Consider the following 2,253-nt stretch of genomic DNA (forward strand, 5'->3'; position numbering starts at 1 on the left):
GTTCAGAGGTATCATAAATCAGTATCGGCAAAGTGACGAAATTTAAAATTTAAGAAATAGCGTATTTTGTGGCTGTGTCTAGAAACCCGGCAGAAAAAGGTGGATATCTTTTTCTGCCGGGTTCTGTGCGTGTTTGAGCATCCACAAATCCTTTGATCTGCCGAATCTGTGTGGACAAGATGCCTCATCTTTCTTTGATTTACGTGCGATTTTTAGAAGTTATATACCGTCATTTTTACGAATCGAGAAAAACCGGCAATTCGCCAAAAAGCCTTATTTATGCTAAACTTGAGGTGGAAAGCGAGGCCGCAAAATGAAGAAAAACGAGACTCAGAAACCGATATCTCTTGAAGAACTGCTGAAAGGGCTCAGAGAGCAAAATGAATATCAGGCAAAGATTATTTCTATGCAGGAAGAAACCATTAGCATTCAAAACAAACAGAATGAGGAACTTGCCGAAATGTTGAGCAGAGTGCTCGGAATGATTCAATCGGGAGAATAAACTTATGAGGATTTCCTTTGAACTGGTTACATCTTTACAGTACGATCTAAGAGCGGCGCAGCAACAGCTTGCGTCATTTAAGTCCGGTCAGAAATATGTGACCATGAAAAAGGATCATGAAACGGATCGACTTTGTCTGGAGAAACAGATAAAATCTCTGCAGGAAGAACTGCGCCGACTCCGTCTGGAACAACTCTCTGCCCGTCAGCAATGGTTTGAAAGCACAGATGACATGCAGGCAGAGTACGAAAAGAAGATACGTGCCTTTCAGGCAGAGAATGCCCGTCTCTATGAGCGAAGCTTCAAGGCGGAAGCGCAGCGTGATGATGCATATGATAAGATAACGCAAATGCGCAGGGAGAACTATCAGCTTGCAACAGAACTGGAAGAAGAAAAAGGAAAGAATCAAAAGCTGATTGCTCAGATTAACAAAGATTTCCAAAATTCCTCTTTGCCTTCTTCTGCTCAGACTATCAGGAAAAAGAAGATTCCCAATAATCGGGAAGCAAGTGGCAGAAAGCCTGGTGCACAGCCAGGGCATCCAGGCCACAGCCGAAAAAAGCAGACCCCCAATCAGACAGTATTGCTCCAGCCATCACAAGAAATCCTTGATGATCCTGATTTCAAAAAGACCAGGAAGACTGTCACAAAACAACTGGTCAATGTACAGGTATGTTTAAATGTAATCGAATACAAAGCAGATGTATATCGTGACATAAAGACAGAAGAACTCTACCACGCAGAGTTTCCGGACGGTGTAGTCGATGATGTCAACTACGGTTCTTCCGTCAGAGCCTTCCTGTTTCTGCTGAATAACGATTGCTGCGTTTCTATCGATAAATGTCGGGATTTCCTTAAAAACCTGACCGACGGGAAACTGGATATTTCAAAAGGAATGATCAGTAAGCTCAGTAAAGAATTCTCTGAAAAAAGCGAAGCACTGCGAAAGTCTGCTGTTTCAGAGATGTTCCTTTCTCCGGTCATACATACAGACTGTACCAATGCCCGTGTAAATGGGCAGAGTGCGTATGTGTTTATCTGCGCAGCACCAGACGGGCCAGCTCTATACTATGCCCGTGAAGCCAAAGGGCATGCGGGTGTTGCAGGAACGCCCGTAGAGGACTATCAGGGGATTTTGATCCACGACCATGAGAAAACCTTCTACAAGTACGGCTCTGCACATCAGGAATGCCTGGCACATGTGCTGCGCTATCTGAAAGGCAGCATAGAAAACGAACCGGAGCGAACGTGGAATAAAGACATGCATTCCCTGCTTCAAGAAATGGTCCACTATGTAAACGGAGTGGAAACAGGTGAAGAACGAGATTCCGTAAAAATCCACGAATATGAGACCAGATATGATCAGGTCCTGAAAACAGCCTCGAGTGAATACGAGGATATTCCGTGCAGCGACTACTACAGAGATGGATTCAATCTGGCAGCGAGGATGAACGTCTACCGGGATGCACACCTGTTGTTCCTGCATGACAGCAGGGTTCCTACAACGAATAACCTGGCCGAACGGCTGCTAAGATTCATAAAACGAAAACAGAACCAGGCTATGTCATTCCGGAGTATCAAAAGTCTTGATTTTCTCTGTAATAGCATGAGCGTGCTGTTTTTGATGCGCCAAGAAGATGGTAACCTATATGATAAAGTATCCGCAGTATTCGGATAGAAGAAAGAACTCATGGCTTCGACTGCTTCCAGTCTACACCATGAGTTCTTTCTTTACAAGTTAGCCTCTGAAC

At 44.3% G+C, this 2,253-nt stretch carries 2 protein-coding genes; both read left to right on the forward strand.

All coding sequences use genetic code 11. The features are described from left to right. Window positions 1-313: 313 nt before the first annotated feature. Window positions 314-502 (forward strand): hypothetical protein, encoded by a 189-nt coding sequence (locus tag DFR60_RS30085; protein WP_110326982.1) that lies wholly within the window; start codon window positions 314-316, stop codon window positions 500-502. Window positions 503-506: 4 nt separating this feature from the next. Then, window positions 507-2,180, forward strand: a complete 1,674-nt coding sequence (locus DFR60_RS31100) for an IS66 family transposase (protein WP_243005224.1) — start codon at window positions 507-509, stop codon at window positions 2,178-2,180. The last annotated feature ends 73 nt before the right edge of the window (window positions 2,181-2,253 follow it).

Source organism: Hungatella effluvii, from assembly GCF_003201875.1.
Lineage (GTDB): Bacteria > Bacillota > Clostridia > Lachnospirales > Lachnospiraceae > Hungatella > Hungatella effluvii.